General features: G+C 60.1%; 24 protein-coding genes. 6 read left to right on the top strand and 18 right to left on the bottom strand.

Annotated features, from left to right (window positions below; genetic code table 11):
• Positions 1-69: 69 nt before the first annotated feature.
• The 15 genes from H043_RS0106510 to H043_RS0106435 all read right to left on the bottom strand — a co-directional run bounded on the left by H043_RS0106510 (position 70) and on the right by H043_RS0106435 (position 13,890).
• The gene (locus H043_RS0106510; RefSeq protein WP_027611176.1) at positions 70-951 is read right to left on the bottom strand and encodes a transporter substrate-binding domain-containing protein; all 882 of its coding nucleotides are present in this window, start codon (positions 949-951) and stop codon (positions 70-72) included.
• Positions 948-1,730, bottom strand: a complete 783-nt coding sequence (locus H043_RS0106505; RefSeq protein ID WP_027611175.1) for an amino acid ABC transporter ATP-binding protein — start codon at positions 1,728-1,730, stop codon at positions 948-950. The genes H043_RS0106510 and H043_RS0106505 overlap by 4 nt, the downstream gene beginning before the upstream one ends.
• Positions 1,727-2,386, bottom strand: a complete 660-nt coding sequence (locus tag H043_RS0106500; protein ID WP_027611174.1) for an amino acid ABC transporter permease — start codon at positions 2,384-2,386, stop codon at positions 1,727-1,729. The genes H043_RS0106505 and H043_RS0106500 overlap by 4 nt, the downstream gene beginning before the upstream one ends.
• Complete coding sequence (locus tag H043_RS0106495; protein WP_027611173.1) at positions 2,367-3,032, bottom strand: amino acid ABC transporter permease; 666 nt, start codon at positions 3,030-3,032, stop codon at positions 2,367-2,369. The genes H043_RS0106500 and H043_RS0106495 overlap by 20 nt, the downstream gene beginning before the upstream one ends.
• 653 nt (positions 3,033-3,685) lie before the next feature.
• Positions 3,686-4,483, bottom strand: a complete 798-nt coding sequence (locus H043_RS0106485) for a MetQ/NlpA family ABC transporter substrate-binding protein (protein WP_027611172.1) — start codon at positions 4,481-4,483, stop codon at positions 3,686-3,688.
• A gap of 167 nt (positions 4,484-4,650) precedes the next feature.
• Positions 4,651-5,583 (bottom strand): sigma 54-interacting transcriptional regulator, encoded by a 933-nt coding sequence (locus tag H043_RS0106480; protein ID WP_027611171.1) that lies wholly within the window; start codon positions 5,581-5,583, stop codon positions 4,651-4,653.
• A gap of 56 nt (positions 5,584-5,639) precedes the next feature.
• Positions 5,640-6,221, bottom strand: coding sequence for an alpha/beta hydrolase (locus tag H043_RS0106475; protein ID WP_003220572.1), 582 nt, complete (start codon positions 6,219-6,221; stop codon positions 5,640-5,642).
• 290 nt (positions 6,222-6,511) lie between these two features.
• The gene (locus H043_RS0106470) at positions 6,512-6,913 is read right to left on the bottom strand and encodes a biopolymer transporter ExbD (protein WP_003220570.1); all 402 of its coding nucleotides are present in this window, start codon (positions 6,911-6,913) and stop codon (positions 6,512-6,514) included.
• 1 nt (position 6,914) lies between these two features.
• Positions 6,915-7,640: a MotA/TolQ/ExbB proton channel family protein gene (locus H043_RS0106465; RefSeq protein ID WP_027611170.1), complete on the bottom strand. Its 726-nt coding sequence runs from the start codon at positions 7,638-7,640 to the stop codon at positions 6,915-6,917.
• A gap of 44 nt (positions 7,641-7,684) precedes the next feature.
• Positions 7,685-8,500 carry an energy transducer TonB gene (locus tag H043_RS0106460; protein WP_027611169.1) on the bottom strand — a complete coding sequence of 272 codons (816 nt, stop codon included), beginning with the start codon at positions 8,498-8,500 and terminating at the stop codon, positions 7,685-7,687.
• A gap of 274 nt (positions 8,501-8,774) precedes the next feature.
• A complete protein-coding gene (locus H043_RS0106455) occupies positions 8,775-9,110 on the bottom strand; it encodes a hypothetical protein (RefSeq protein ID WP_027611168.1) in 336 nt (111 codons plus the stop codon).
• A gap of 50 nt (positions 9,111-9,160) precedes the next feature.
• Positions 9,161-9,484, bottom strand: a complete 324-nt coding sequence (locus H043_RS0106450) for a hypothetical protein (protein WP_027611167.1) — start codon at positions 9,482-9,484, stop codon at positions 9,161-9,163.
• A 162-nt stretch (positions 9,485-9,646) separates the two neighbouring features.
• Entirely contained in the window at positions 9,647-9,973 is a 327-nt protein-coding gene (locus H043_RS0106445) for a hypothetical protein (RefSeq protein ID WP_007952780.1), read from the bottom strand.
• 189 nt (positions 9,974-10,162) lie between these two features.
• Positions 10,163-11,506, bottom strand: a complete 1,344-nt coding sequence (locus H043_RS0106440) for an aryl-sulfate sulfotransferase (protein WP_027611166.1) — start codon at positions 11,504-11,506, stop codon at positions 10,163-10,165.
• Positions 11,507-11,529: 23 nt separating this feature from the next.
• The gene (locus H043_RS0106435; protein ID WP_027611165.1) at positions 11,530-13,890 is read right to left on the bottom strand and encodes a TonB-dependent receptor; all 2,361 of its coding nucleotides are present in this window, start codon (positions 13,888-13,890) and stop codon (positions 11,530-11,532) included.
• Positions 13,891-14,055: 165 nt separating this feature from the next.
• On the opposite strand from H043_RS0106435, the gene H043_RS0106430 reads away from it, so the two are divergent.
• Together H043_RS0106430 and H043_RS0106425 are read left to right on the top strand one after the other, a co-directional pair.
• Entirely contained in the window at positions 14,056-15,000 is a 945-nt protein-coding gene (locus tag H043_RS0106430) for a LysR family transcriptional regulator (RefSeq protein WP_027611164.1), read from the top strand.
• Between the two features lie 216 nt (positions 15,001-15,216).
• Positions 15,217-16,833: an alkaline phosphatase family protein gene (locus tag H043_RS0106425; protein WP_027611163.1), complete on the top strand. Its 1,617-nt coding sequence runs from the start codon at positions 15,217-15,219 to the stop codon at positions 16,831-16,833.
• 110 nt (positions 16,834-16,943) lie between these two features.
• On the opposite strand, the gene H043_RS0106420 is transcribed toward H043_RS0106425, so the two are convergent.
• Positions 16,944-17,864, bottom strand: a complete 921-nt coding sequence (locus H043_RS0106420) for a TauD/TfdA family dioxygenase (protein WP_027611162.1) — start codon at positions 17,862-17,864, stop codon at positions 16,944-16,946.
• Between the two features lie 181 nt (positions 17,865-18,045).
• Between H043_RS0106420 and H043_RS0106415 the strand changes: the two genes are divergently transcribed.
• Positions 18,046-18,966, top strand: coding sequence for a LysR family transcriptional regulator (locus H043_RS0106415; RefSeq protein WP_027611161.1), 921 nt, complete (start codon positions 18,046-18,048; stop codon positions 18,964-18,966).
• A 122-nt stretch (positions 18,967-19,088) separates the two neighbouring features.
• Here the strand turns inward: H043_RS0106415 and H043_RS0106410 are convergent, their stop codons facing one another.
• Complete coding sequence (locus H043_RS0106410) at positions 19,089-20,102, bottom strand: ABC transporter substrate-binding protein (RefSeq protein ID WP_027611160.1); 1,014 nt, start codon at positions 20,100-20,102, stop codon at positions 19,089-19,091.
• A 407-nt stretch (positions 20,103-20,509) separates the two neighbouring features.
• On the opposite strand from H043_RS0106410, the gene H043_RS0106405 reads away from it, so the two are divergent.
• From H043_RS0106405 to H043_RS0106395, 3 genes are read left to right on the top strand one after another with little or no spacing between them, the layout of a single operon-like run.
• The gene (locus tag H043_RS0106405) at positions 20,510-22,108 is read left to right on the top strand and encodes an ABC transporter permease (RefSeq protein WP_027611159.1); all 1,599 of its coding nucleotides are present in this window, start codon (positions 20,510-20,512) and stop codon (positions 22,106-22,108) included.
• The gene (locus H043_RS0106400) at positions 22,105-22,920 is read left to right on the top strand and encodes an ABC transporter ATP-binding protein (protein WP_027611158.1); all 816 of its coding nucleotides are present in this window, start codon (positions 22,105-22,107) and stop codon (positions 22,918-22,920) included. Before H043_RS0106405 ends, H043_RS0106400 begins: the two co-directional genes overlap by 4 nt.
• A 13-nt stretch (positions 22,921-22,933) precedes the next feature.
• Positions 22,934-24,544, top strand: coding sequence for an arylsulfatase (locus H043_RS0106395; RefSeq protein ID WP_027611157.1), 1,611 nt, complete (start codon positions 22,934-22,936; stop codon positions 24,542-24,544).
• A gap of 103 nt (positions 24,545-24,647) precedes the next feature.
• Here the strand turns inward: H043_RS0106395 and H043_RS0106390 are convergent, their stop codons facing one another.
• Positions 24,648-25,721 carry a fatty acid desaturase gene (locus H043_RS0106390; RefSeq protein WP_027611156.1) on the bottom strand — a complete coding sequence of 358 codons (1,074 nt, stop codon included), beginning with the start codon at positions 25,719-25,721 and terminating at the stop codon, positions 24,648-24,650.
• Positions 25,722-25,805: the final 84 nt, after the last annotated feature.

Here is a 25,805-nt window from a genome sequence, read left to right as displayed (position 1 = left end):
TGCGTACCCCTGTGGGAGCGGGCTTGCTCGCGAAGAGGGCCTTCAGGTCAGCGCAGATTTAACGGCCAATCACCCCTGCCACTTGCCACCCTCGACAATCACACTCTCAGGCTTAGTGTCATCGCTCAGCTCTTTACGCACATATTGGTCATACAGCTTGAGCAGGTATTTCTCTTCACCCAACTTGGCCAGTTCGGTATTCACCCAGTCACGCAGCTCGACGTTGCCCTTCTTCACTGCCGGCGCAATCGGTGCTTCTGCGCCGAGTTTTTCGTCCAGCACGCGGTAGCCCGGGTTCTGCTTGGCCCAGCTGAACAGCACCAGATTGTCCTGCGCGTAGGCATCGCCGCGCCCGTTGGCCAGTGCTTGCAACGACTCGGAATTTTTCTCGAACTTCAGCAGTTTCCAGTCCGGATGATTCTTGGTCAGCCAGATGTCTGCAGTCGTGCCGGTGGTGACGATGGTGGTGCGGGTCGCCAGGTCATCGAGTTTTTTCACCGAGCTGCCTTGCGGTACCAGTGCCTGCACCGCGACCTTAAGGTTCGGGTTGGTGAATTCCACCGCCTCCTTGCGCTCCGGGGTCACGGTCATGTTGGCGAGGATCAGGTCGACCTTGTCGCTCTGCAGGAACGGAATGCGGCTCGCCGGTTCCACGGCCACGAACTCGACCTTGTTCTCGTCGCCCAGCAGATCCTTGGCGAAGCGCCGACCGATGTCGGTGTCGAAGCCGACGTAGCGCCCGGCCTCATCGACGAAACCGAACGGTGGCTTGTCGGTGAATACGCCGACGATCAGTTTGTCGCGGGCCTTGATCTTGTCCAGATAGCTGGCCGGCGCGGTGCTTTCGCTGGCGACTTTCGGCTTGGCCGGTTCTTCGGATTTGTTGCAGCCAGCGAGCAGCGCGAGCCCCAGCAGCGGCAGTAAAAACAGGGATGACTTGGCAGTTTTCATAGCGGTTCCAGTTCCTTTGTCGGATTCGTTTCAGGCAGTGTTGCAACGAAGGAGAACTTCTCCAGAAACTGCTGCGCGCGTGCGGTTTGCGGGTTCGTAAAGAAAATCTCGGGCGGGTTCTGCTCAAGGATGCGCCCGGCATCCATGAACACGATGCGGTCGGCCACCGCGCGGGCGAAGGCCATTTCGTGGGTGACGATCAGCAGGGTCATGCCCTCGCGGGCCAGGCCCTGTATCACTTGCAGCACTTCCTTGACCATCTCCGGATCGAGGGCGGCGGTGACTTCATCGAAGAGCATGACCCGCGGGTTCATGCACAACGAGCGGACGATGGCGATGCGTTGCTGCTGGCCGCCGGAGAGCTGGCGCGGGAAGGCGTCGCGCTTGTCCGCCAGGCCCACCCGTTCGAGCAAGGCTTCGGCTTGCTGCTGCGCTTCACGGCGCTGGCGCTTTTGCACCTTGAGCGGGCCGAGCAGCAAATTGTCGAGCACGCTCATGTGCGGAAACAGGTGATAACTCTGGAACACCATACCGATCTGCTGACGCACTTCACGCCAGTCGGTGGCCTTGTCCAGCAGCTCGCGCCCGGCAAATTTCAGGCTGCCGCTATGGGCGCTTTCCAGGCCGTTGAGGCAACGCAGCAACGTGCTTTTGCCACAACCGCTGGGGCCGAGGATGACGATCACTTCGCCGCTGCGCACTTGCAGGTCGATGCCCTTGAGCACCTGCTGCTCGCCGTAGAATTTGTTGAAGCCCTGAAACTCGATCAATGCGCTCATGCTTGCGTCCAGCGCCGCTCCAGCACGCGCGAGGCGGCCGACAGCGGGTAGCAGATGAAAAAGAAAAACAGAAACAGTGCGCCGTAGATCAGCACCGATTCGTAGGTGCGCTCGATGATCTGCTGGCCGACCTTGATCACATCGACCACGCCAATCAGCACCGCCAGCGAGCTGGTCTTGATGATCCGCGTGTAGACGTTGATGGTCGGTGGTGTCATGCGTTTCAGCGCCTGCGGCAGCAGCACGTAGACATAGAGTTGCGCCGCATTGAGACCGATCGACAACCCGGCTTCACGCTGCCCGCGCGGCAAAGAATGCAACGCACCGCGCGCCACCTCGCCAACCTCGCTGGCGCCCCACAGCGACAGCACCAGCACCGCGCACCAGAAACTCGGCAGGCTCAGGCCGAAGAAAATCGGCAGACCAAAAAACAGCAGGTACAGCCAGACCAGCACCGGGATCGCCCGGAACAGTTCCAGATAGATCCGCAGGATCGCGTTCAGCCACGCCACGTTGAGCGTGCGCAGTACGCCGTAGAGCACCCCGCCAACGGTGCTGATAGCGATGCTCAGGAACGAGATCGACAGGGTTTGCCCGGCGCCTTTTGCCAATTGCGGCAACGACACCCAGAGCAGTTCAAGACCCGAACTGGCCATGCTGGAGCCTCCTTTCCAGACGACTGAGCAACAGCGACAGCGGCAAGAACAACAGCACGCAGATCAGCGTCAGCACGGCGAGCATTTCGTAGGTTTTGTAATAGAGCGCGATGTAGCTCTTGGTGGTGTAGAGGATTTCCGGCACGGCCACCGCCGAGACCACGGTGGTTTCCTTGAGCAGGAAAATGAAATTGGCGAACAGCGACGGCAAGCTGAGAATCCCCGCTTGCGGCAGGATTACGTAGCGCAGCAACTGGCCATGGGACAGGCCGATGGAACGCCCCGATTCGAGTTGCGCCTGCGGCACCGCGTCGACGCCCGCGCGCAGCACTTCAGTGAGGTAGGCGCCACCGAGAAACGTCATGGTGATGATTGCCGCGGTGAATCCGGAAACCTGGATGCCGATGGCCGGCAAGGCGAAGTAGACGAAGAACAGTTGAATCAGCAGCGGCGTGTTGCGCGCCAACTCCACATAAAGGCCCACCAGTTTTTGCAGGTACGGTGTGCGGAACACCAGGATCGTTGCATTGAGCAGCGCCACCAGCAGCGACGTGCCGATGGCGATGAACCCGACTTGCAGCGTCACGCCCACAGCCTTGAGAAAGGCCGGCAGGGTACTGAGGATAAATGCGTAATCGAAAGTCATGAAGCATCCTGGACGTCGCTCGGTAAGCGACGGTCATGCAGTCCATGGACAGCGGGTAACTGTCCGGCAGGCGCTGACTTTAAAGGTATAAAAACAAGAATTTAAATACCGTTAAAGCATATTGATATCACGCAAAAAACTATCCTGTGGGTTTGCCGGGAAGGAATAAGAAGGCTATTTTCCCTTGCGCTGTAGGAAGGATCTTTTTTGCATGAAAGCCCTCCAAGGACGAACAGCTTTTGGCCAGACTCCCCCGGCCAAACCATTACAAGGAAGACAACATGGACGTAAAAGTGCCGCAGCGACTGGATCCGCAGGACATCGTGAAATTGCTCGTGGCGTTGCGCCGGGCGTTGAAGGCTCAGGTAACCTGAGGTCAGGATCAACAGCACCCTCACCCCAGCCCTCTCCCCGAGGGAGAGGGGGCCGACCGCAGTGTCTGGCGATTAACATCGACCTGAAAGATCGAGTCGATTATGGATTCGGCAGAAAACTTTCACGTCGGTGTACTTCTACAGCATCCCCCAATCAGTCCCCTCTCCCTTTGGGAGAGGGCTAGGGTGAGGGGCTTTTCAACGCACGCACAAAAACGCCGATGCCCATCACTGGCCATCGGCGTTTTCATACCTTGAAGGGGTGGTTCAAGCGTCGGATCAGAACGCCGGCAGTACCGCGCCGTTGTACTTCTTCTCGATGAACGCTTTGACTTCCGGGCTGGTCAGGGCAGCGGCCAGTTTCTTGATGGCGTCGCTGTTCTTGTTGTCCTCACGGGCCACCAGGAAGTTCACGTAAGGCGAGTCAGCGCCTTCGATCACCAGCGCATCCTTGGTCGGGTTCAGCTTGGCTTCCAGCGCGTAGTTGGTGTTGATCATGTCCAGATCAACTTCCTTCAGGACGCGTGGCAGAAGGGCCGATTCCAGTTCCTTGAACTTGAAGTTGTGCGGGTTCTTGGCGATGTCCTTAGGGGTCGCCAAGGCGTTTTTCGGATCTTTCAGTTCGATCAGGCCAGCCTTCTGCAGCAGGATCAGCGCACGGCCGCTGTTGCTGCCTTCGTTCGGGATGGCGATGGTCGCGCCGTCTGGCAGATCAGCCAGTTTCTTGTACTTGCTCGAGTAGCCACCGAACGGTTCAACGTGCACGCCTTGCACGGTCACCAGGTACTTGGACTTGTCGTCCTTGTATTTGCCGGCGTTGAAGCTGTCCAGGTAAGGCTTGGTCTGGAAGTAGTTGGCATCCAGACGCTTCTCGCCAACCTGCACGTTCGGCTGCACGTAGTCGGTGAAGACCTTGATTTCCAGATCCACGCCTTCTTTGGCCAGGGTCGGTTTGATCAGCTCGAGAATTTCCGCGTGCGGCACCGGAGTCGCCGCCACCACCAGTTTCTCGCCGGCCTGGGCCAGGGAAGCAGTCAGAGCAGCCGCCAATGCGGTAAACAACAGAACCTTTTTCATGCAGTGTCCTTATCGAGAATCACGGTCGCGAATGGCGACGGCTATTAATACGAGTGCCAGTGAAGTGCTATCTCTGGCGTGATGCGGACAATACCGGGATTTTTTATTCCCGGACAATAACGTTTATTCACTTTGATATTCCATTTCGTTCATACAGAACCTGACGGCTACAACTGCTGGCTCAAACCAATCAGCAGATCTTTCAAAGCCTTACGTTCGTCGACGCTGCCGCCGATGTTGATTTGTGCCACCAGTCGTTCGATCTGAAGCTGCGGCTCAGACGCTTCGGGCAGGTTCAGGTGCTCCGGCAGGATTTCATCGCCGGTACTGACCAGCAGCGCAAAGTGGATGACGTTTTCCAGCTCACGGGTGTTGCCCGGCCAACTGTGGCGCTCCAGCAGGTGCTGCGCCGCTTCGCTGATCAACGGCACCGGCAGATCAAGGCGCTGGCTGTAGATGCCGAGGAAATATTCCGCCAGCGACAGGATGTCGCCGATTCGTTCGCGCAGGGCCGGCAATTCCAGCTGACCTTCGCTGAGGTAGTGATAGAGCCGTTCGTGAAATTTCCCCGCGTCCACCGCTTGCGCCAGATCAATGCTGGTTGCCGCCACCAGCCGCACATCCACCGGGCTTGGCTGATGTGCGCCGACGCGGGTGACTTCGTGGTTTTCCAGGGCGGCGAGCAGTTTGATCTGGATCGGCAGCGGCAAGTCGCCAATCTCGTCCAGATACAAAGTGCCGCCGTTGGCCGAACCGAACCAGCCGGCGCGACTGCTCGCCGAACCGGTGTAACTGCCGGCGGCATAGCCGAACAGTTCGGCATCGGCGTAGGTCGGGCTGATCGCACCGCAGTTGACCGAGACGAACAGGCCGCTGCGATCACTGGCTCGGTGGATGTGACGGGCGAGCAACTCTTTACCGGTGCCGGTCTCGCCGCGAATAAGCACCGAGATGGCACGCGGCGCCAGGTGTTCCAGCTCTTCGCGCAACTTGCGGGAGCGGGGATCGACGAACACCAGCGCCTTGGCGCGAATGCTCAGGGGACTTTTTTCCGCATCGGGAAAGGTCAGCAACGGCTGACCGAACGTTTCGAAACTCATGGCAGACTCCCGCCCAGAACCGCCGGCAGACGGGGGCGTTCAGAAAAGAAAAAGGTTCAAGCGCGACGCCGGGCGTGGTGTTCCATACGGTTTTGCAGGCGATACAGATAAGCGAAACCCTGCTCCCAGCGCTGATGCCCAGACTTGACGTTGATGTGCCCCGCCCCGGCAAGAATTCCCGCTTCGGCGCCCCAATTGCGCGCCAGCTCCAGGGCACGCGGGGCGCTGACGGCGGCGTCGTTGTCGGAACTGACCACCTGACTGGGGAACGGCAGCAAGTCGGTGGGGATCGGGGCGAAATTGCGCAGTGCAGGCGCGCAGGCCGGACGCTCGACATCCGCCGGCGCCACCAGCAACGCGCCGCGCACCTGACGCAGGTATTGCACGGGCGCGGTGGCAGCCCAATGCGCAACGGTGATGCAACCCAGGCTGTGAGCAATCAGGATCACCGGCGTGCTGTCGGCAGCAATCGCTTCGGCCAGCGCCGCGACCCAGTCTTCACGGCGCGGCGTCAGCCAGTCGGCCTGCTCCACGCGTGCGCTGTTGGGCAGACTGTTCTGCCAGTGGGTTTGCCAATGATCTTCTGGCGATCCTTGCCAGCCCGGCACAATCAGGTAGCGGATTGATTCGTTGCGCATGGGGAGCTCTCCTGCGTCGTGTCTGTTCCTGATCGAGTATAGGGACGGGATTTATATTCGTTAAGGAATAAGAAGCTATTTATTAAGACCCGAAAAGAATATAAGAGATGCATCTGTGGGAGCGGGCTTGCTCGCGAATGCGGTGTCTCAGTCAACATTGATGTCGATGCAGCTGATGCTTTCGCGAGCAAGCCCGTTCCCACAATAGGTCGGTGGTGAGGCTGGTTTTGCGGAATAAAAAAAGGGCCGCACCCTGCCAAGGAGACGGCCCCGGAAAAACGTAAATCCTGTTACCGCGCGGTGATCACCGACAATTTGGTAATCCCTGCCCGCTCGATCGAAGCCATGGCCCGCGCCACTTCGCCGTAGTTCACCCCGTCGTCGGCCTGCAATTGCACGCGCACTTCCGGGTCTTTTGCCTTGGCCGACTTAAGGTTGAATTCCAGCAAGTCCGGCTGAATTTCATCCTTGTTGATAAACAGTTTGCCGGCGCCGTCGATGCTCACCACCAGCGGATCTTTCTGCTCGACCGGCGCCACCGCTTCGGTTTTCGGCAGGTTGATCGGGATCGCATTGGTCAGCAGCGGCGCGGTGACGATGAACACCACCAGCAGCACCAGCATCACGTCCACCAGCGGTGTCACGTTGATCTCGCTCAGCACCTCATCGCTGTCTTGCGTGGAGAAGGCCATATCAGGACGCCTCCTTCACTTTTGTCGCGTTGCCCGGTGCTGCGACCTTGTGCGCCGTCGGGTGGATCAGCACGCGAAACGAGCTCTTTTGCGCCAGGCTGTAGAAGTCGTGGGCGAAGTCATCCAGATCCGCCGCCGTCAGTTTCAGACGCCGCAAAAAGTAGTTGTAAACCAGCACCGCCGGCACCGCGACGGCAATCCCCACACCGGTGGCAACCAGTGCCGCGCCGATCGGACCGGCGACGGTTTCCAGGCTCGCCGAGCCTGCCGCGCTGATGCCTTTGAGCGCCTCCATGATTCCCCACACCGTGCCGAACAGACCAATGAACGGCGACGTACTACCAATACTCGCGACCACCGCCAGACCGGTTTCCAGCGAACGCCGTTCGCGGACGATCTGCTGGCGCAAGGCACGTTCGAGACGATCCTGATGGTTGATCGCCTGGCTCAGGTCATTGGCCTGCGGCGCCTCACCCACCTGAATCGCCGCGTACCCGGCCTGAGCGACTCGTGCCGCAGCACCGGGCTGGGTTTCGCTCAACTCAGCGGCGGAATCCAGACTCGAGGCCGCCCAGAAGCGTTTATGAAACTTGCGATCCTGCGCCTTCAGACGACCGAACTGCACAGCCTTGAGCAGCGCCAGTCCCCAGGTGGCAACGGAAAAAACCACCAGCAGCCAGATCACCGCGCTTTCGATGGATTCCAGTGGAGAGGCCAGTAACGTCATGATGTATTCCCTCGTGTAAACATTTAGCGCGAATAGGTTTCGGTTTAATGAATCTTGAAATCGATGGGCACGCTGACCCAGCCGTCCTGGGCGACATCACCCTGCTTGGCCGGCACAAAGCTCCACTGTTTGACGGCATTGAGTGCCGCATCGTCGAGCTGTTGCCGACCACTGCTTTTCTGAATCTGGATCTCGCCCGGTTTGCCATTGGCCAACACGTGCACCCTTAACATCACCGTGCCTTCCCAGCCGCGACGCTGGGCCAGCGACGGATATTCCGGCGCCGGATTCTTCAAATACGCGGCGTTGGCCGAGGCCGGCGTCACGGGCGCCGGGGCCGGTGGTGCAGGTGGCGCCGGGGCGGCAACCGGAGCGGCCGGTTGCGGCGGCGCGGGCGGTTGTTCAACAGCTTTGGGCGCCGGTTTCGGCACCGGTTTGGCCACCGGTTTCGGCTTGGGTTTGGGAATCGGTTTGGGTGGCGGAGGCTTCACCGCCAACTCGTCTTCAACCGGCGGCGGTGGCTCAACGACCGGTGCCGGTGGCGGCGGTTCGACCACTGGTGGCGCGGGTGGCGCCGGCCGCGAAAACTCGATGGTCATCGGCGGAATTTCCGGCGGCACGATCGGCAACGCCGGCGTCGGATGCTGGTTGATCCAGTAGATCACCGCACCGTGCACCAGCAGCGCCAGCACGCCGAGCAGAACGGTTTCACGGCGGCTCAGAATGCCCTTGGGCGCACGCTGCAAACGCAACTGCCCCAGCGGCACACGATGCGGCCGGCCGAGATCGACCAATTCGCCACTCGGCGTCTGACGCCACAGCAATTCCTGTGCGCTGGCGGCGGTCTGGACATTGCCCATTGATTCACTCCCTGCGGTCTCTTTGCGAAGTACCCGACCGGTCGCCGCAAACATCCCCCGGGCGACCGGTCGTTGGGTGAATCATTGGAGCAATCGCTTATCTCCGAAAGTAACTTTTATCGATGTGTTTAGATTTTTTACGAATATCAGTTTTCGCAGATTGTCGCGAAGCCACGGCCTGCAAGGCCTGGCGCCGAGGGCTGAATTTACAATGCTTTTCAAGCATGAAAAATATTCGGCGAAGGCATGCGAAACCCGCTCATTTCGCGCTTCTTCAGCGGTTTTGCCGGATGAATTCCAGGCCATTCAACCCGGTGTTGCCCATCATGTCCGCCGCGCTGCCCATTGCCCGCAAGCGTGTGTAGGCCTGATCGGGCGAGAACATCACCCAGGCATGCGCCGTGCCATCGGCCGTCAGCGTATTGAAAGAGATAGCGACCGGGCCTGTTGAAAAGCCATGCCTGAAATGAAAATTGCCAAATGCGATCGGGTAATCGGTGCCGGACACGGACAACGTGCCGGTGAAACTGCCGGTGCGGTCATCGCCCTCGGTCAGGGTCAAGGTTGTATCTGAAGGTTCATGACGATAAACGCCATTGATCGTGGACATGTGCAGCATCCTTGCTTGTGTTTGAGAAGAAATCTGGCGCTGGCTGCGCCTCATGGGTGGCGAACGAAGTCGCCCGGCAGGCTGCTGACCACGCCGTCATAAGTAACGCGCACGCAGTGCCCCTGCAATTCGTGAGTGCCGCGACTTGGCGAGAACAGGGTCAGGGCGAAATAACCGTGATCCTGGTTATTGGCAATCAGCGTGACCACGGTTGGCGGCTGGTAGCCGTTGAGGCTGGCATAACGGCCACTGACAATGCCGTAGTTGATGCCCTGGTGATGCAACGTGCCGGCGAAGCCCCCGGTGCGGTCATCGGAATCGACAATGGTCAGAGAGGGCCCATCGAGGGTGTTGGAATAAAGCGCGTTTTGCATGTAAGCGTCCTGCTCGAATGATTGAGTTCACCACGAGCTTAGAATCAGACGCCAGAAAACGCTGTCATCCACAGGAAACACAACCAACATGAAAATGACTTATTTCATGTAAGAAAAAAGCCGCCAGGCTCAATAGCATGACGGCTTTTTTGTGACACAAAATTACTGTTTAACAAACTCTCCAGCCAGGCCAACAACATCACCATCAAAGTTGGTACGCGAACCCACCGCACGAACTTTTGAGTAGTTGTGATCCGGCGAGAACAGCGTCCAGGATTGATAACCGGTGCCGTCATTCAGAGCCGCGAAGGTGATGATCGTAGGCTGCCCGGTGCTGTTCTGGAAATGGTAATGCCCGTAAGCGATGTCGTAGTTCACGCCGTTCTGACTGAACTTGCCGCTGAAGGTGCCGTTGGAATCGTTGCCATCGGTAATCGTCAGTTTGGCGCCAGCGTTAGCGTTTACATAATTGCCATTAATGCTCGACATAACGTGATTTCCTTTATCGTTGGATAAGTGTCTTCCGATGAGAGCAAGTTTCCTCCTGGAAACTCACGACACTCAGGATGGTTGGCCATTCACTTATTGTCCACGCGACTTTTCAACGAAATTGCAATAAGCAGTATTCAAACCGCACATAACTTATCGCCATTCATTCGAGCATTAATTCCTTTTCAACTAACGACTGGCACTGGTCTGCTGCACTGCCGATGTCGGGGCAATCACGGCGGTCTCGGAGCGCGGCGTACCCTTCGGCACCCAGTCGTAACTCACGGGCAACGCCCGATAGACCCAGTTGCTGATCGCGTCGCTGCCCGGTGCTTTACCCAGATAAGGACTGACGTATTCCCAGACGTTTTCGCCGCCGGCCGTGACCTGGAAAAAGCGCCCATTCATGCCTTCGTCGATCAGCGTATTGCCGTTGGGCAAACGTCGCGCGCTGCTGATGAACGAGCTATAGAACGCCCACCCCGGCTGCTTCGAATTCGCCGCGCTGTACTGCCAGACGATTTCATTTTTCTGCGGGTCGATTTCCAGCACTCGCGAGCCGGAAATCAGCCCGAGGGTGACGTTCGGATACCCCGCCGAACCCTGGTTGTCGAACACCAGCAGGTTGCCCGCACCGGGCAGCCCGACAGGGATGATGTGCGCGTCGTGCTGGCCGACAAATTGATCCACCGGACGCGGCAGTTTCTGTGCGGTTTTCGGGTTGATCAGCGGCAGGTTCGGGCCGAGGCGCCAGACCACTTTGCCGCTGTGTTTGTCGATGATTGCGATGAAGTTGGCGTTGCGTGAATCGAGCAACAGGTTGTCTGGATTGAAGCGCTTGTCCCCGGCATCGAACCACTTGTTCGGCCCGACCACGCTGAGGTTGTTGATGTGCAGGTAATCCGGGTTGTCGCTGGCGCGCACCAGCTTCAGTTGCTCCTGGGTGAAGCCGAATTCGTTCAGGTGTTCCGAGGCCAGCCACTGCCATTTCACCTGCCCGTCGGGGCTGACTTCATAGATTGCATCGTCGATCACCTCTGGGACTTTGAAGCCTTTGACCTTATGCACCTTGTTCGCCAGCACCACGGTGTTGCCGTTGCTCAGGCGCCGCTGATCATGGTGTTGCTGCGCTGCGCCGCCGGGCGCCTTGTCGCCCCACTGCCAAACCACTTTGCCGTTCCAGTCCAGCTCGCCGACGCTCTGATTGCCCAGGCCGTTACCGGCGGAGCCGAGCTTGCCCGGATCCTTGTCGCTCAGTTGCAACAGCACATGCCCGCGCTCGCCGCCGACCAGTTGCGGGTCGATGATCGCCGACGGAAACCCCGCCTGCGGCCAGGTTTTCACCTCGTTGCCGTTCATGTCGATCAGGTGCGTCTGCTTGTCGGCGCCACTGAAGATCACGTACTGATTGAACGCCTTGTCCGGGTCGTAACGGGTGACGCCGGTCGGGTACACGCTGGGTGCGGCGAACACCGTGGTACTCAACGCTGCGCCGGATAACAACAGCGCTAAAGCGGTTTTGCCTGGCAACATGATGCAGCTCCTTGAATGACAGATCAGAAGTCGTAGCGACCGGTAACGCCAAGGGTGCGCGGCGTACCGAGCAGGCCTTCATAACCGCCGTTGCCGCCGGTCCACAGGGTCGTGTAGTAGGTCTTGTCGAAGGCGTTTTTCAGCCACAGCGAAACGTCCCACTGGCCCTGATTGAAATCGCCGCGCAGACCGGTGGACAGGTTGACCACTGCGTAGCTCGGGATCTGCCCGTAATCGGAATCCTCGACCGTGCCCACCGCTTTGGAGCGGAACGCGTAACTGCCGGTGACGTAGGGTTGCAGACCGTTGGCCAGATTCCATTCGTATTTGCCGTTGGCGTTGCCGATCCATTTCGACGCGCCGACCACCTGGTGGCCGCTGAGGTCGCAAGAGGCCGGTGCGCCCGGTGCCTGGCTGACTTCCGGCGGGCACGGTGCATCTTTGTACGAGAGGTAGCTGACGTCGTTGTACGAGCCGTTGAAGTTCAGGGTCAGGCCGCGCAACGGGATCACCGTGCTTTCAAATTCGACGCCGCGCGAGCGCACCGAGCCGGCGTTGGTCAGGTATTGCACGCGGTTGAGGTCGTCGTAGGCGTTGGTCTGATAGGCGTTGACCTGAGTCCAGAAAACGTTGGCGTTGAGCTGCAGACGCCGGTCCCACAAGGTGCTTTTGAAACCGAGTTCGGCGTTGTTCGCGCGTTCGGTGCCGATCAGCAGCGAGTCGGCGCCGGCGGTTGGCGCCGAACCCACTGCGAGGTTCACCCCACCGGATTTTTCGCCGTGGGACAGCGTGGCGTAACCGAGCAGATCATCGGTGAAGCGATAGCTGAGGTTGAGCAACCCAGAGGGGCTGGAACTGTACTGATTGAGATCGCCGGAATCGTAGGCGCCAGTGCGTCCGCGGCGTGCCGTGGCCGCTGCGCCGGTGACAGTGGCGCCACCGACCGGCGCATCGCGAGTGACCCAGGCGTTCTTCTCTTCATAGGTGCCGCGCACCCCGGCGGTGAAGTCCAGGCGCTCAGTGAGGTGCCAGGTGCCTTGGGCGAACAGGGCGAAACTGTCGGTCTTGATGTGGCCGTTGCCGACGCTGCCGACGTTGGCCAGCGCACCGCGTGGCGTGCCGTTCCAGATGTCGGCCTGCGGGCCGTAATAGGCGAAGGATTTGTTGTCCAGATCCGAGCCGAAGTAGTACGCGCCCACCACGTAGTCGAAGAACTCGCCCTTGGGCGAGGCCAGGCGGAATTCCTGCGAGTACTGTTTGTCTTCGACCGAAACCCCGGCGTTGTAAGTCGCCGCGACGTTGAGACCATCGTCGTTGGCCGGGGTGAAATTCCAGAAGCGATACGAACTGATCGAGGTCAGGGTGAAATCGCTCGGCAACGTCCAGTTGGCCTCTACCGACGTACCGCCCTGATGCACGGTGACGTGCTGGTTGTTGTCCAGATTGACCTTGCGGTGCGAGCCATTGACCAGCGTCGCACCGGCGGCATTGGCCCGCGATTGGTAGAGATTGACGCCGTTGATGGTCGGCCCGGTGTTGTACAGCACGCGGGTGCCGGCGCTGGAATCCTCTTCGTTGTAATCGCCGATCCAGCGCAGGTTGAAGTCTTCGTTGGGCTTGAACAGCAACTGCGCACGGAAGCCATCGCGCGAGCCACCGTTCAGCTCATGACCGTTGTATTCGTTCTTGATGTCGCCATCGCTACGGGTGCGATAGGCCGAAAAACGTCCGGCCAGTTCATCGTTGAGCGGCCCGGAAATGGTGCCCTTGGTCTGGAAATAACCGTCCTCGCCGAACGAGGTTTCGATGCTGCGCTCAGGGGTGAACGTCGGTGCGCGGGTGCTGATGTTGATCACCCCAGCGGTGGTGTTCTTGCCGAATAGTGTGCCCTGTGGCCCGCGCAGGACTTCGAGCTGTTCGATGTCCATCAGGTCGAACACCGCCATCCCCGGACGGCCCAGATACACGTTGTCGATGTACAGACCGACACTGCCTTCCAGGCCGTCACTGGCCGGGTTGTTGCCCAGGCCGCGAATCGACACGCTGGACTGGCGCGCGTGCATGTAGGCGACGTTGACGCTCGGCACCAGTTGCTGCAAATCCTGAATCCGGTAGACCCGCTGCGTCTCCAGATTCTGACCGCTGACCACGCTCATTGGCGTCGGCACGTTTTGCGAGCTTTCTTCGCGCCGGCGGGTGGTAACGGTCACGGTTTCCAGCTGCGAGCTGTTGGCCGCGGGTTTACCGGCGGGAGCTGGCGGCGGGGTCTCGGCGTCGGCGGCGTAGCTGTGAGTCCAGCTGGCACTCCCCGCCAGCAACAGGGCCAGAGGCAGGCGTTTGAGCCGTCGTGGCGTTAAGGGTGACGCAAGGTTCAACGGACTCATGGCGCGGCTCCTGGTCAAAAAACACACAGACATCTTCAGCGCTGCATATTCTTTTCGGTTATTTATTTATGGATTTACAAATATTTACTGCATAAGAGATTGCCTTTATAAGGAGTCGACCTAATGCATATCCAATGCATTTCCCGGATATTTTTTATGTGAAAAATGCATATCGACTTGCGCCAACTTCGTCACTTCATCGCCCTCGCCGAACAACGCAGCTTCGTCGCCGGCGCGCAGGCGGTGAACCTGTCGCAGTCGGCGTTCAGCCGCAGCATTCAGGCGCTGGAACACAGCGTCGGCTGTCAGTTGGTCGATCGCGGGCGCAAGGATCTGCCGCCGACCAAGCAGGGTCAGGTGCTGCTCGAACATGCACGGCGACTGGTCAGCGGCGCGCAGCAGATGGCCAACGAGATCAGTCAGTTCAATGGTCTGGAGGCGGGCGAGTTGCGCTTCGGTTGCGGCCCGGCGCCGGCGGCCGGATTGATCCCGCGCGCGATCGGCGCGTTCATCGGGCGCTACCCGAAAGCGCGGGTGCAATTTCAGGTCGATGACTGGCAGAGCCTGAGCAAACGCCTGCTCAGCGAGGAGTTCGAGTTCTTCGTCGCCGACACTCGACACTTCGAGGCCGATCCGGATTACCTGACGTACCGCTTGCGGCCGCGCAAATGGCATTTCTGTTGCCGTGCCGGGCATCCGTTAGCGGCATTTGAACGGGTTTCGGCCGAGCAATTGATGAGCTATCCACTGGCAGTGAGCATTCGTCCGCCGAACTTGCGCAAGGTCATCGTCGACCTCAGCGGCCGCCCGGATTTCACGCCGAATGTGGAATGCGAAAACAGCTCGAGCCTGCTCAGCGTGGTGCTGCGTTCGGATGCGATCGGCATTGTCGGGGCGTATTCAGATGCGCTGCATCAGGCCAAGGGTGAGCTGGTGTGTTTGCGGATCGACGGCCTGGCGGATGATCTGGAAGAGCTGTACACCCGCTATGGGATTGTCAGTCGGGCGGGGTATCGCTTGTCGCCGCTGGCCGAGGCGATGATTGAGCAGATCAAGGCGATTGATGCGGTGGATGAGGAGGTGTGTTCGCTGGAGAATTTTGCAGTCTGATCCACCGCCTTCGCGAGCAGGCTCGCTCCCACAGAGTTAGCGTCGATCACAAATTCTGCGCTCACCACAATCCACTGTGGGAGCGAGCCTGCTCGCGAAGAGGCCGTTACAGGCGCCAATGCAATCCCCGCATAAAACCCATTCCCCAAATGCACTTGCCGAACACCCCTGCCGAAAGCGACAACCCTCGCCTGTCTTTTCTGACCGGTGAACCCCATGTCCAACCCGCAAAACCCTGTGCGCAATGTGCTGTACATCATGTGCGATCAGCTGCGCCGCGATTACCTGTCCTGCTACGGCCATCCGCATCTGCACACGCCGAACATCGATCGCCTGGCCGCCGCCGGCGTGCGCTTCAGCCGTGCCTACACCCAGGGCACGATCTGCGGCCCGTCGCGGATGTCGGCCTACACCGGGCGCTACGTCAGCAGCCATCAGGTCGCGTGGAACGCCGTGCCATTGCCGCTGGAAGAGCTGACGATTGGCGACTACCTGCGCCCCCACGGTATTCGCACCGCGCTGGTCGGCAAGACCCACGCCACGGCCAATGTCGACGCCTTGCAGCGTCTGGCGATCAACCCGGACAGCGCGCAGGCCGAGGTGCTCAACGAGGTCGGTTTCGAGCCGTACTTTCGCCACGACGGGATCTTCCCCGACGCCCCACTGTTCGACGACAAGCGCGAATCCGCGCCCTACACCCATTACCTGCGCGAGCAGGGCTTCGACGGGCGCAACCCCTGGCACGACTGGGCCAACGCCGCCGAAGGCGAGAACGGCGAAATCCTCAGCGGCTGGCAGATGCGTCATGCGCATTTGCCAGCGCGAATTCCCGAGCAGTTCTCAGAGACTGTCTACACTACAAATCGAGCCATCGACTTCATCACCGAGCAAGGTGAGAAATCCTGGTGTTTACACCTCTCCTACATCAAACCGCACTGGCCCTACATCGTACCGGCGCCATACCACGCCTTGTACAGTACGAAATCGATTCTCGAACCGGTCCGCGCGACGCCCTCCGAAGCGAGCAAACACCCCGTATACGCGGCGTTTCGCCAGCATGAGGAAAGCCTCAACTTCTCCCGTGATTCAGTACGATTGAATGTAATCCCCACCTACATGGGCCTGATCAAGCAAGTGGATGATCAGCTCGGGCGGCTGTTCGATTTTCTGCAGAGCAACGGTCGTTGGGATGACACCTTGATCGTGTTCACCAGCGATCACGGCGACTTTCTCGGCGACCACTGGCTGGGCGAGAAGGAGTTTTTGCTGGAACAGGCAGTGGGCGTGCCCCTGATCGTGCGCGACCCGCGCGCCGCGGCGGACATCACTCGGGGCACGGTGGATGAGCGGCTGGCGGAAACCATTGATGCCTTGCCAACGTTTCTCCAGGCGCTGGGCCTTGCGGGCGCCGAGCATCGGCTGGAAGGACACTCGCTGATCCCGCTGTTGCACGGGGAAAATCCCGACTGGCGCCGCTACGCCATCAGCGAATACGACTACGCCTTTCAGGCCCCGGCACGCGAGCGACTTGGCCAGCCGATCGACCGTTGCCGCATGACCATGGTGCGCAGCGAGCGCTGGAAATACCTGGCGTACGACGGCTTCCGGCCGCAGTTGTTTGATCTGCTGAATGATCCGCAGGAGTTGCGCGATCTGGGTGATGATCCTGATTACGCTGCAGTGCGCGAGGAGCATGCGGGATATCTGTTCGAGTGGGTACGCGGCTTGAAGCGGCGGACCACGATCAGTCATCAGGAGATTGATTTGCGTGGACAGCGGTTTCGCTATGGCGAGCCGGAGACCGAGAAGGTCGTGCAGATTGGCGTTTGGTGAATTAAAAGCTTCGCGAGCAGGCTCGCTCCCACAGGGCCATATGTTGTTCACATCCATTGTGTTCAACACACTTCCAATGTGGGAGCGAGCCTGCTCGCGAAAGGGCCCGATCAAACGCCGCCGATATCAAGCCCTTTGATGGTTTGACTACGCTGCCCCGATGCCCCAACCGGCACCTCACCCTTGAGCGTCACCCGCCGCACGATACGATCCTGAGTGCCGTAATCATCAATCGCATAATGCTGGGTCGAACGGTTATCCCAGATCGCCACATCACCCGCCTTCCAGCGCCAGCGCACGGTGTTTTCCTGACGAATCACATGGCTCTGCAACAGGCCGAACAGGTGCGCCGAATCGGCTTGCGAATACCCCTTGATGCGTTTGACGAAGTGCCCCAGCAACAAACTTTTCTCGCCGCTGATCGGATGCACACGCACCACCGGATGCTCGGTCTCGTAGACAGTCGAGGTGAAGACCTTGCGATAGCGCTCCAACTTCTCCGCCGACACGTCCGGCTTGGCCCCGGCGTAGTCGTATTCATTGCTGTGCACGGCGACCAGTTTGTCCGCCAGCTCACGCAGCTCGCTCGGAAGTTCGTTGTAGGCGGTCGCGGTGTTGGCCCACAGCGTGTCGCCACCGAAGGCCGGCGCCACCACCGAGCGCAGGATCGAGGCTTTCGGGTAGGCGTCGACGAAGGTCACGTCAGTGTGCCAGGAGTTGGCGCGCTGGCCTTCGGCCCCGTCCAGCTCCAGCAGATAACGCGTGCCTTCACGCACCGGTACGGTCGGATGCGCCACCGGCTCGCCGAGCAGATGGGCGAAGGCTTCCTGGCGCTGATCGTCGAGCTGGGTCTGCTCGCGGAAGAACACCACCTTGTACTGGATCAGCGCTTGCTGAATGGCTTCGACCGTGGCGGCGTCCAGTTCACCGGACAGGTGCACGCCACGAATCTCGGCGCCGATACGGCCGGCCACCGGATGGATTTCCAACGCGTGGACAGCAGGTTTTACAGCGAGTGCGGCATTGCTCATGGGTAGACCCTCATCGACTGCTTGCAGTTAGGCGGCAGCGAAACATCGCTCTATCTATATTCCATTTACATCTAATAGATATTCACATGCTTCGTTGACGGAATAAGAGCTTGCATTTAAAACCTCAAGCAACCCTCGTCGCAAATGCCTTCGAGCTATTTTTAGGATGCCGGAAAAGCATATGGATCTTCGCCAGTTGCGCTACTTCATCGCCCTCAACGAACACCGCAGTTTTGTCCGTGCGGCGGACGCGATGGGCATCACTCAACCGGCGTTCAGCCGCAGCATTCAAGGGCTGGAGCAGGAGTTTGGCTGCGTGCTGGTGGATCGCGGCAACAAGGATCTGCGCCCGACACCCGAAGGCCAGGTGGTGCTGCAACACGCCCTGACCCTGGTGCAAGGCGCGGCGCTGCTCAGCGCGGAAGTGACGCAGATGACCAAGCTCGATGCCGGAGAACTGCACTTCGGCTGCGGCCCGGCCCCGGCGGTGAAACTGGTGCCGGACGCGGTGGCGCAATTCATCAACGCGCACCCGAAAGTGCGCACCTGTTTTCAGGTGGATAACTGGGAAAAACTCAGCCGTGCGCTGAGCCGTGAAGAGATCGAATTCTTCATCGCCGACATCCGCCACTTCGAAGCCGACCCGAACTTCCAGACCCAGGCCCTGACGCCCAAGCGCGGGGTGTTTTTCTGCCGACCCGGGCATCCGCTGCTGGCCAAGGAAAGCCTGTCGACCAACGACATGTTCGACTACCCGCTGGCGACCACGCTGATCCCGCCAGGGATTCGCAAACTGCTGGCGAACCTCAGCGGCCGGATCGATTTTTCCCCGACCATCGAGACCGAGCATTTCCCGGCGCTGGTGAAAGTGGTGCTGCAATCGAATGCCATCGGCATCGGTACGGAAGAAGCGTTTTACGAGGACATTGCCCAGGGTTCACTGGCGCTGCTGCACTGGCGCAATCTGCCGCAGAATCTGGAGAGCATGAACGCGCGCTGCGGGATTGTCAGTCGCACAGGATTTCGCTTGTCGCCGGCAGCCAGAGAGATGATCGAGACGTTGGTGGCGGTGGATAAACAGGCAATCAGTGTCGCGGTTTGAGGACGCCTTCGCGAGCAAGCCCGCTCCCACAGGGGATCGTTGTGAATACAAAATCTGTGTTCACTGAAGATCCCTGTGGGAGCGGGCTTGCTCGCGAAAAGGCCCGTCCAGACACTGGAGATTCAGAGCTTGGCCGCCGCCAGTTCAGGCGCCACCCAATCACTGACCTTGAACGGCTTGCGAATCAGCTTCTGCTGCGCCGCCAGGTCTACCGAGTCCTGCAACTTGCCGAGGAACACCGGGTCCAGCGTCGACGGGAACACTTCGCTGAGTTTCTGATCCTGAAGGTCCTGGGTCAGGATCACCGGTGGATAACTCGCCAGCCCCGACACCAGTTGCACATAAGCGTCCTTGTTGCTGTCCTGGGTCAGCCACTCCACCGCCTGCTGCTGCGCCTTCAGCAGTTTGGCCACGACCTCCGGGTGCCCGTCGACAAACTTGCCGGTGCCGACCAGCACTGACTGCACACTGCCGGCGCCACCCAGATCCTTGGTATTGAGCGGCAATTCCGCCAGCCCCTTGGCTTGCAGCGCCGTCAGCCCTGAACTGCCCCACGACGCGTCAATCTGTTTCGCCGCCAATGCCGCGACCGCCCCGCTGAAGTCGAGATTGATCACTTTCAGATCCTTCTCGCTCAAGCCCTGACTGGCCAGCGCCGCATCAAACGACAGCTGCGTGGCGGTGCCACGGAAGATCGCCACGCGCTTGCCCTTCAGATCCTGCAGTGTCTTGATCCCCGACCCCGGCACCACGCCCAGATACTGTTTCACCCCACGCGCACTGGCGCTGAGCAAACGCGTGTCGAGGCCATTGGACTTGCCGATGATCGCCGCAAGGTCGCCCAGATATGCCAGATCGACCTGACCATTGGCAAACGCTTCGTTGATCACCGGCCCGGCACCCTTGAAGAAGCTCCACTGAATCTTGATGCCCTGATCGGCGAAGGCTTTTTCGAAGATCTGCTGGTCACGCAGCACGTCCACCACACCGCCGCCGCTGTGCTGGGTGCCGGCGCTCAGGTCAGGCACGGCGATCCTGATTTCCTTGAGTTCGTCAGCCTGCGCGTTAAACGCCAGCAGGCCCGCCAGTGCCGGAATGGCAAACAGACTGAAGACTCGTTTGAAGGGAAGGTTCATGGGTACGGCTCCTAGATCACGACAGGCGTTGAGGAGCCGAAAGTAGGCCGAAGCATGACCTTCGCTTAAATACTATAAATGCACATTTTTATAGCCTTTAGCGCTAAGCGTGAAATCACGCGGGCTGCAGCGGCGTATGCATTAACAGCATCGAAAATATTCTTCGAATGCATTGGATGCGCGTCGCGCTGCAAGCCTTAAATGGTCTGGCTTATCTCTCAATAGAATTGATTTGAATTTTTATAGATCGATTTTGCATACACGCTAGCCATTTGTGGGAGCGGGCGTGCTCGCGAAGAGGCCGTGTCATTCACCATCATCGGTGCCTGACACTCCGTCTTCGTGAGCAAGCCCACTCCCACACAGGCACAGCGGTTCGCCATGCAACCCGACAACGGAGGTCACCCATGGCCCGTGATTCCCTGCTCAGCCTGCCGCTGCCCGCGCCACCTCTGAAAAGCCGGCGCGCGTGGCCGAGCCTCAACCAACGTCTGTTGCCATGGCTGTTGCCGATCAGCCTGTTCGCTGTGTGGTGGCTGGCCGCACGCAATCAATGGATGAGCGAGCAGATCCTGCCGGCGCCATCGCTGGTGTGGAACAGCGCCATCGAACTGTCCCAGGGCGAGTTGTGGAGTCATTTGTGGATCAGCCTGCAACGTCTGCTCTGGGGCTTGCTGGCAGGGATCTCAGCTGGTGCGCTGCTGGGTGCCGCGCTGGGCTTCAGCCGTCGCCTCGAACGCCTGGTCTTCCCGACGTTCGCCGGTCTGGCACAGGTGCCGACGCTGGCGTGGATTCCGCTGTTCATGGTGTTTTTCGGCATCGGCGAAGTGCTGAAACTGGTGGTGCTGATCAAGGCCATCGTGGTGCCGGTGACCCTGCACACCCTGGTCGGCGTTCGTGATGCGCAACCGAAACTGCGCGAAGCCGCCGCCGTACTGCGCCTGCCGTCGTACTTGCTGATCCGGCGTCTGGTGTTGCCTGCCGCGCTGCCGGCGTTCATGGCCGGCGTGCGTCTGGCCCTGGCCGCCGGCTGGACTTCATTGCTGGCGGTGGAGCTGTTGGCGTCCAGCGAAGGCATCGGCTACCTGATGGTCTGGGCACGGCAACTGTTCATGCTCGACATCGTGTTCGTGTGCATCGTGGTCATCGGTGTGCTCGGTGTCGCGATGGATCGCGGCATCGGTTTTCTCGACGGCAAACTGGTGCACTGGCCGCACCCGGCGACCGCAGAAATCCGCCGTGGCCCGCGCTATCAAGGCTGGCAGAGGCTGCAACCGTGGCTGTTGCCCCTGAGCCTGATCGGCTTATGGCAAGTGGCGAGCGATCAGCAGTGGATCGATGCGAACATTCTGGTCAGCCCGCTGGCGGTACTGGAAACAACAAAAAATGGGCTGTTCGACGGCACGCTGATCAGCGGCATGGCGTTGAGCCTCGGTCGCACCCTTGGCGGTTTGTTGCTGGGCGGCGGACTCGGTTTCGCCCTCGGCTTGCTTTTGGGGCTTTCACATACCAGCGAACGGCTGCTCGGCCCGACCCTAGCCGCCATCCGCCAAATCGCGATTTTCGCCTGGGTGCCGCTGCTCACCGCGTGGTTCGGTTTGGGTGAATTGGCGAAGTGGGTGTTCGTCGCCCTCGCCGCGTTTTTCCCGCTGTTCATCGCCACCCAGCGCAGCGTCGCCAACCTCTCGCCACAACTCAACGAAGCCGCGCAGGTGCTGCGCCTGAGCCTCGGCCAGCGCCTGCGTCGTCTGGTGCTGCCGGGTGCGGCGCCGGGGATTTTCGCCGGGCTGCGCCTGAGTCTGATCTACGCCTGGCTCGGCACCATCGGCGCCGAATATTTCATGCCGTCCAACGGCGGCATCGGCAGCCAGATGATCGGCGCCCAACAACTGCTGCGCATGGATCTGATCATGGCCGGGATGCTGCTGGTCGGCCTCACCGGCGCCCTGCTCAACCTCATCGGCCAACGCCTGGAAATTCGCGCTACTCGCTGGAGACACGCATGAACGCACCGATTGTCAGCTTCACCCATGTAGGCAAATCCTTCGACGTCGACGGTTTCGAACTGGAGGCGATTCGCGAATTCAACCTCGACATCGCCGAGGGCGAATTTGTCGCCATCGTCGGGTCCAGCGGTTGCGGCAAATCCACCTTGCTGCGTTTGCTGGTGGGTCTGGATACGCAGTTTCGCGGGCAGATCAGCGTCGATGGCAAAGCGGTCAGCGGCATCGGCGGCGAGCGCGGCATCGTGTTTCAGGAGCATCGGCTGTTCCCATGGCTGACCGTGGCCGACAACATCGGTCTGGGCCTGGTCAACGAGCCACTGAGCACCGCCGAAAAGCAGCAGCGCATCAACGATTTCATCGATCTGGTCGGCCTGCGCGATTTCACCCGCGCCTATCCGCACCAGCTCTCCGGCGGCATGGCCCAGCGCGTGGCGATTGCTCGCGGACTGGTCGCCAGCCCACGGATCCTGTTGCTCGACGAACCGTTCGGCGCGCTCGATGCGTTGACCCGTCAGCAAATGCAGGACGAGCTGCTGGCGATCCGCGACCGGGCGAAAATCACCACGATCCTCGTCACCCACGACGTCGAAGAAGCGATCTTTCTCGCCGATCGCGTGGTGGTGATGGAGCCGCGTCCGGGACGGATCAAGCAAGTGGTCGACATCGCCTTGCCGCACCCGCGTCAGCGCAGCAGTTTCGACTTCCATCAGTTGCGCGAAGAGCTGCTGCACGAACTGACCAGTGACGACCATTACCAACCGAGCCTGCCGGTCCAGATCCGCGATCTGCCGCTGTCGTTCATTGCCTGCTGAGAGGAGCTTTTCGATGCCGCAACGCCCCAACTTTCTGGTGATTCTGGCCGACGATCTCGGCTTTTCCGACATCGGCGCCTTCGGTGGCGAAATCGCCACGCCGAACCTCGACGCTCTGGCCAACAATGGCCTGCGCCTGACCGATTTCCACACCGCTCCGACCTGCTCGCCAACGCGTTCGATGCTGCTGACCGGCACCGACCACCACATCGCCGGCATCGGCACCATGGCCGAAGCGCTGACCCCGGAGCTGATCGGCAAACCGGGTTACGAAGGCTATCTCAACGACCGCGTTGTGGCCCTGCCCGAGCTGCTGCGCGAGGCCGGTTATCAAACCTTGATGAGCGGCAAATGGCACCTCGGCCTGACTGCTGAACTGGCGCCGCAGGCCCGCGGTTTCGAGCGTTCGTTTTCGTTGCTGCCGGGTGCGGCCAACCACTATGGTTTCGAGCCGACCTACGATGAACACACCCCTGGCCTGCTGAAATCGACTCCGGCGCTGTACATCGAAGACGACACCTTTGTCGACAAATTACCCAAGGATTTCTACTCGTCGGACGCCTTCGGCGACAAGCTGCTGCAGTACCTCAAGGAGCGCGATCAGAGCCGGCCATTCTTCGCTTATCTGCCCTTCTCCGCACCGCACTGGCCGTTGCAGGCACCGGCCGAGGTAGTCGAAAAATACCGTGGCCGCTATGACGCCGGTCCCGAAGTCCTGCGTCTGGAACGCCTGGAAAAACTCAAGGCGCTGGGCCTGATCGAACCGGATGTCGAGCCGCATCCGCTGATTCAACTGAATGCGCAATGGGACGCGCTGAGTAATGAGCAACGGCAGATTTCCGCGCGGGCCATGGAGGTCTACGCGGCCATGGTCGAGCGCATGGACTGGAACATCGGCCGGGTGGTCGATTACCTGCGCCAGCAGGGCCAACTCGATAACACCTTCATCCTGTTCATGTCCGATAACGGCGCCGAAGGCGCGCTGCTGGAAGCGTTCCCCAAGTTCGGCCCGGAACTGCTGACTTACCTCAATCAGCATTACGACAACAGCCTCGACAACATCGGCCGCGCCAATTCCTACGTCTGGTACGGGCCGAGCTGGGCGCAGGTGGCGACGGCGCCGTCACGGCTGTTCAAGGCGTTCACCACCGAAGGCGGGATTCGCGTACCGGCGCTGCTGCACTATCCGCAACTGCCGATCAAAGGGCAGATCAGCCACGGCTTTGGCACGGTGATGGACATCACCCCGACCATTCTCGATCTGGCCGGCGTGCGTCATCCGGGCAAGCAATGGCACGGCAAACCGGTGGCGTCGCTGCGCGGTAAATCATGGCTGGGCTTTTTGTCCGGCGAGACGGCGCAGGTGCATGACGAGCACACCGTCACCGGTTGGGAATTGTTTGGCCGCCGGGCGATTCGCCAAGGGTCGTGGAAAGCCGTGTGGATCCCCGGGCCGGTGGGGCCGGCGACCTGGCAGCTGTATGACCTGAGCAGGGATCCGGGGGAGATTCATGATCTGGCGTCGAGTCAGCCGGACAAGCTCAGCACCTTGATTGGGCATTGGCAGAAATATGTGGAGGAGACCGGGGTGATTCTGAGTGCTTCGCCGTTTCAGCCGGATTGAGGTTGCCTGATCCGACGCCTTCGCGAGCAAGCCCGCTCCCACAGTTGGAATGCGTTCCCCTGTGGGAGCGGGCTTGCTCGCGAAGAGGCCCGCAAATTCACCATCAAGCCTGAGCCGTACGCGCCTCCTCCGCTACCACTTCATCCCGCCGAACAAACCGGTTCGCCCGCCCGAACGTGCCGAAATCATTGAAGCGCACGCCCATCTCGCGCATCACCTTATGTGCCACCGGCACGGTCATCTGCCGGATGTAAAACGGTTCCTTCACCACAAAATGATGAATCCCGTGGCTGCTGCCGAAGTTGAAGCAGAACGCCTGCAACGGCCACAGCCACCATGGGTTCAACACCTGGCATTGCTGCAGCACGTTGCCCGCCTCGATGTCGCCGTAGTAATGCATGTTCGAGCTGATGAAGTGCAGGCAAAAGGTGCGCAGCACGTTCGGACCGATGATCACCACTGCCGCGATGTCGATCACCTGCATCACTGACAGCGTGGTCGCCGACCATTCAATCGGCGAACCCATAAGGTAGGCAATGCCATTCGCCGCATGGAAGCCGAGGAACACATACCACGCGCCCCAATGCACCAGCGCCAGCGGCGCGTAAACCTTCAGGGTACGTTTGATGATGTTGAATTTGTGCGCCCAGGTCTTGGCCCGCAGCATGCGGATGAACGCCGACATCACGTTGTCACCGACCATCAGCAACCGCGCAAAACCCCACGGTTCGCCGTTGGTGATCGCGCGTTCTTCCATATCGGTTTCGGTGCCGGAGACCTTGTGGTGATTGAGGTGCAGATGGCGGCGGATCCACGGGTTGATCGTGCTCGGCCGCGCCAGCCAGACCAGGCCCATCATCAAATTGTGCGGCACACGCTGCTTGCGAAAATACATGCTGTGGATCAGGTCGTGCTCCAGCTCGTGGGTCAAGGACGCGAAAAACGCATTCAGCAGCAGACACACCCACCACGCCATGTGACCCGTGATGTACAGCGTCGCCGAACCGATCATCCCGGCCAGGGCGAAGGCCAGAATCCCCGCGCCGAGGGCGTCCTGGTGTTGCAAAATCGGATAGCGCTGACGCAACTCGACGCCCTTGGCCAGCACCACTTCGCGAATATGCGCTGATCGCTGAGCAGCATTGTGTCGCTGGGGACTTGCAGAAGTACGGTCCATGCTTCCATCCTCTGGTTATTGATGTTCGCATCCTGCCCTGCGAACGCTTTATTGATGGTAGCCGTGAACGCCAACCTGTTGACC

Origin of the sequence: Pseudomonas sp. URIL14HWK12:I6, from assembly GCF_000514195.1 — a bacterium.
In the GTDB taxonomy this organism is placed as follows: Bacteria; Pseudomonadota; Gammaproteobacteria; order Pseudomonadales; family Pseudomonadaceae; genus Aquipseudomonas; species Aquipseudomonas putida_A.
The sequence above is the reverse complement of the archived record's forward strand: the minus strand, read 5'-3'. Positions and strand labels throughout refer to the sequence as shown.

What these genes read in the sequence shown, in the direction of transcription:
- H043_RS0106510 (WP_027611176.1), bottom strand. Translation starts at nt 951, where the DNA reads ATGAAAACTGCCAAGTCATCCCTGTTTTTACTGCCGCTGCTGGGGCTC.
- H043_RS0106505 (WP_027611175.1), bottom strand. Translation starts at nt 1,730, where the DNA reads ATGAGCGCATTGATCGAGTTTCAGGGCTTCAACAAATTCTACGGCGAG.
- H043_RS0106500 (WP_027611174.1), bottom strand. Translation starts at nt 2,386, where the DNA reads ATGGCCAGTTCGGGTCTTGAACTGCTCTGGGTGTCGTTGCCGCAATTG.
- H043_RS0106495 (WP_027611173.1), bottom strand. Translation starts at nt 3,032, where the DNA reads ATGACTTTCGATTACGCATTTATCCTCAGTACCCTGCCGGCCTTTCTC.
- H043_RS0106485 (WP_027611172.1), bottom strand. Translation starts at nt 4,483, where the DNA reads ATGAAAAAGGTTCTGTTGTTTACCGCATTGGCGGCTGCTCTGACTGCT.
- H043_RS0106480 (WP_027611171.1), bottom strand. Translation starts at nt 5,583, where the DNA reads ATGAGTTTCGAAACGTTCGGTCAGCCGTTGCTGACCTTTCCCGATGCG.
- H043_RS0106475 (WP_003220572.1), bottom strand. Translation starts at nt 6,221, where the DNA reads ATGCGCAACGAATCAATCCGCTACCTGATTGTGCCGGGCTGGCAAGGA.
- H043_RS0106470 (WP_003220570.1), bottom strand. Translation starts at nt 6,913, where the DNA reads ATGGCCTTCTCCACGCAAGACAGCGATGAGGTGCTGAGCGAGATCAAC.
- H043_RS0106465 (WP_027611170.1), bottom strand. Translation starts at nt 7,640, where the DNA reads ATGACGTTACTGGCCTCTCCACTGGAATCCATCGAAAGCGCGGTGATC.
- H043_RS0106460 (WP_027611169.1), bottom strand. Translation starts at nt 8,500, where the DNA reads ATGGGCAATGTCCAGACCGCCGCCAGCGCACAGGAATTGCTGTGGCGT.
- H043_RS0106455 (WP_027611168.1), bottom strand. Translation starts at nt 9,110, where the DNA reads ATGTCCACGATCAATGGCGTTTATCGTCATGAACCTTCAGATACAACC.
- H043_RS0106450 (WP_027611167.1), bottom strand. Translation starts at nt 9,484, where the DNA reads ATGCAAAACGCGCTTTATTCCAACACCCTCGATGGGCCCTCTCTGACC.
- H043_RS0106445 (WP_007952780.1), bottom strand. Translation starts at nt 9,973, where the DNA reads ATGTCGAGCATTAATGGCAATTATGTAAACGCTAACGCTGGCGCCAAA.
- H043_RS0106440 (WP_027611166.1), bottom strand. Translation starts at nt 11,506, where the DNA reads ATGTTGCCAGGCAAAACCGCTTTAGCGCTGTTGTTATCCGGCGCAGCG.
- H043_RS0106435 (WP_027611165.1), bottom strand. Translation starts at nt 13,890, where the DNA reads ATGAGTCCGTTGAACCTTGCGTCACCCTTAACGCCACGACGGCTCAAA.
- H043_RS0106430 (WP_027611164.1), top strand. Translation starts at nt 14,056, where the DNA reads ATGCATATCGACTTGCGCCAACTTCGTCACTTCATCGCCCTCGCCGAA.
- H043_RS0106425 (WP_027611163.1), top strand. Translation starts at nt 15,217, where the DNA reads ATGTCCAACCCGCAAAACCCTGTGCGCAATGTGCTGTACATCATGTGC.
- H043_RS0106420 (WP_027611162.1), bottom strand. Translation starts at nt 17,864, where the DNA reads ATGAGCAATGCCGCACTCGCTGTAAAACCTGCTGTCCACGCGTTGGAA.
- H043_RS0106415 (WP_027611161.1), top strand. Translation starts at nt 18,046, where the DNA reads ATGGATCTTCGCCAGTTGCGCTACTTCATCGCCCTCAACGAACACCGC.
- H043_RS0106410 (WP_027611160.1), bottom strand. Translation starts at nt 20,102, where the DNA reads ATGAACCTTCCCTTCAAACGAGTCTTCAGTCTGTTTGCCATTCCGGCA.
- H043_RS0106405 (WP_027611159.1), top strand. Translation starts at nt 20,510, where the DNA reads ATGGCCCGTGATTCCCTGCTCAGCCTGCCGCTGCCCGCGCCACCTCTG.
- H043_RS0106400 (WP_027611158.1), top strand. Translation starts at nt 22,105, where the DNA reads ATGAACGCACCGATTGTCAGCTTCACCCATGTAGGCAAATCCTTCGAC.
- H043_RS0106395 (WP_027611157.1), top strand. Translation starts at nt 22,934, where the DNA reads ATGCCGCAACGCCCCAACTTTCTGGTGATTCTGGCCGACGATCTCGGC.
- H043_RS0106390 (WP_027611156.1), bottom strand. Translation starts at nt 25,721, where the DNA reads ATGGACCGTACTTCTGCAAGTCCCCAGCGACACAATGCTGCTCAGCGA.